This window comes from Thiolapillus sp., assembly GCF_048562965.1.
In the GTDB taxonomy this organism is placed as follows: Bacteria; Pseudomonadota; Gammaproteobacteria; order Chromatiales; family Chromatiaceae; genus Thiolapillus; species Thiolapillus brandeum_A.
Genome location: NZ_JBHNMF010001406.1, coordinates 1 through 643, shown reverse-complemented (window position 1 = coordinate 643; position 643 = coordinate 1). Strand labels below are relative to the sequence as shown.

Below are 643 nucleotides of genomic sequence, written 5' to 3'. Positions count from 1 at the left end.
GGTGAAAAATCAGTAGCAGTCCTTTACGGATCTGCCCTGCCGTTGTGGGATTGTCCTTTCGCCAGGGCGAATGGCAACACAGTTGCCTGACGGTCTGATCATCCAGATAGCCCAATAATTAAAACTTGGTAAACCACCGCCTCTGGCGGTGAGACACGAAAAGGCTCTGCCATACCGGCGTGCGGAGTAAGAAAATGGCCTCCTTTGAACCGGCAAGTTCTATAGGAGGCCATTATGAGAGACTGGCAAAGCCAAGCTCACGTGAAGCATTATTGCAAATACCATGTAGTGTTTGTTCCGAAGTATCGAAGGAAATCGATTTACGGAACGCTGAGGAAAGAAATAGGAGGGATATTGAGGGAGTTGTGTCGTCAGCAGGGTGTTGAATTGATAGAGGGTTACGCTATGCGTGATCACATTCACATGCTGTTGATGATTCCCCCCAAATACAGTGTGGCAAACACCATCGGTTTTCTGAAAGGTAAATCAGCGATACGGGCGTACATAAAGAATCAGGAACGGGAAGAGAAGCGCCAAGAGCAGTTAAGGTTGGCGGGACTCTGACAATAGCCCCCTCTGGGGGCTTTCATCATACTACCCGCTCTGCGGGTAGTATTTGATTGGATCAGACCATAACCCACCA

At 48.8% G+C, this 643-nt stretch carries 1 protein-coding gene; it reads left to right on the top strand.

Features of this window, described 5'->3' with window-relative positions; translation table 11 throughout:
• Positions 1-234: 234 nt before the first annotated feature.
• Complete coding sequence (tnpA, locus tag ACOCD2_RS24625) at positions 235-564, top strand: IS200/IS605 family transposase (RefSeq protein ID WP_419626323.1); 330 nt, start codon at positions 235-237, stop codon at positions 562-564.
• Positions 565-643 lie beyond the last annotated feature (79 nt).

Bases quoted from the DNA above. Each gene is read 5' to 3' on its own strand.
- tnpA (WP_419626323.1), top strand. From the start codon at position 235: ATGAGAGACTGGCAAAGCCAAGCTCACGTGAAGCATTATTGCAAATAC.